This is a genomic window from Streptomyces niveiscabiei, assembly GCF_001419795.1.
Taxonomy (GTDB): Bacteria; Actinomycetota; Actinomycetes; order Streptomycetales; family Streptomycetaceae; genus Streptomyces; species Streptomyces niveiscabiei.
On sequence record NZ_LIRL01000872.1, the window covers coordinates 5,636 to 5,929 of the forward strand.

Annotated in this window: 1 protein-coding gene; it reads right to left on the bottom strand. The window is 75.2% G+C overall.

The genetic code is table 11. The features are described 5' to 3' along the window. The coding region (locus AOK24_RS51580; protein WP_240554279.1) for an LLM class flavin-dependent oxidoreductase at positions 1-294 on the bottom strand (294 nt) is incomplete at both ends.

The window sequence follows — 294 nt, forward strand, 5'->3', positions numbered from 1 at the left end:
CGAGGAGGACCACGAGGTCGGCGAAGACGTGCAGCGGGTCGGCGCCGCGCCCGGCGGCCTCCTGTTCGGTGCGTATCTCCTGGACGATGGCGCGGGCCTGGCCGGTGTCGTGCGGGGTGACGAAGCCGACGTCCGCCGCGCGCGCCACCAGCCGGTAGGGCACCGTCGCGTGCGCGAGGGCCGTGACGAGGGGCTGGCCCTGGGGCGGGCGGGGGGTGATGGAGGGGCCCTTGACGCTGAAGCGGGGGCCCTCGAAGCCGCTGTAGTGGAGTTGCTCGCGGTCGACGAAGCGGC